The following is a 1,326-nucleotide window of genomic DNA, read 5'->3' on the forward strand; positions in this document are numbered from 1 at the left end:
GAGAGTGTCAAATTTTATGTGTAAATAGAAAAGCCTCTCGTCCTTTTTTTAAAACATAGATTCTAATGTGTCTTCAACCATGTTGAATCCCTTATGCACCCGCTGATCAAACTTGTCATTGTAATCCAGAATAACCGTCATCAAGGTTCTTTCTAAGGATTCCTCATTTGGAAACTGTTCACGTTTTTTAGTCTGCCGCTTGAATTTTTTATTAAATGATTCAATTAGGTTTGTGCTGTAAATACTAGCCCGAATAGCTGCTGGGAAATCAAAACACGTCAATAATTTCTGATTTTCTAATAACCCTTGGGTAACTTTAGGATATCGTTTGCGCCAGCGATTGATAAAGTTAGCTAGGCTGTGCTCTGCCGCCTGTTTATCAGATGATTGATGGATTAATTTAAAATCACCTAAGACTTCTTTACGGTCTTTCACACGAATACGATGCGAGATATTACGACTTACATGAACGAGACATTGTTGAATAACGGCTTCGGGGTAATATTTGCCAACCGCAGACGCCAATCCAACTAAGCCATCGGCCACAAAAAGTAAATTCTGTTGCACCCCTCGTTGTTTCAGATCAGCCAATACCTCTGTCCAAATTGCACCAGATTCAGTAGGCGCTATTTTGTATGATAAGACTTCTTTATGCCCATTAGGCTGTATACCGATCGCAATGTGGACTGCTTCTTTTGCGACGGTGTCGCGTCTTAACGGCAGATAAGTGGCATCCAGATAGATAACCGCATATTTTTCTGACAATGTTCTACTTTTGAAAGCTTCAACTTGTTCATTAACGACTTTAGTTAAGTTAGAAACTGTTTGCGGTGTGTAATAAGCACCATACATTTTTTCCATGAGATCGGAGATTTCATGGGTAGTAATGCCTTTTTGATAAAGCTGGATGACCGTCTGTTCCAGTTGGTCTGTTTGGCGCTGATAAGCAGGTAAGGTGTGGTTAATAAATTCGCCATTACGATCACGTGGAACCGTGAGATTCAACTCGCCATATTTAGTTTTGAAGGTTCTTAAGTAGTTGCCATTGCGTGAATTACCAGAGTTAAATCCAGCTCTATCATAGCGTTCATAGCCTAAAAAGGCGGAAAGCTCATTTTGAAGTAATTCATTAACGGCAATTTCTAGGTGATCTTTAAAAATGAGGTCTAAATCTTGATTCTGAGCTAGTGCTGTGACAATTTCTTTGGTAAACTGATTCATGGGGAAGCCTCCTGTGATGTTTGTTTAGACGCTAACTATCATAAGGGAGAGGCTTCCCTTTTTCAATTCCCAATAATTCATTTACACATAATTATTTAAACACTC

1 protein-coding gene is annotated in these 1,326 nt (G+C 39.0%); it reads right to left on the reverse strand.

Features of this window, described 5'->3' with window-relative positions:
• Positions 1–48 precede the first annotated feature (48 nt).
• On the reverse strand, positions 49–1,221 hold the full coding sequence (locus tag EKM67_RS10695) for an IS256 family transposase (RefSeq protein WP_057746220.1): 1,173 nt from the start codon (positions 1,219–1,221) through the stop codon (positions 49–51).
• Positions 1,222–1,326 lie beyond the last annotated feature (105 nt).

Origin of the sequence: Lapidilactobacillus mulanensis (assembly GCF_003946215.1) — a bacterium.
In the GTDB taxonomy this organism is placed as follows: domain Bacteria; phylum Bacillota; class Bacilli; order Lactobacillales; family Lactobacillaceae; genus Lapidilactobacillus; species Lapidilactobacillus mulanensis.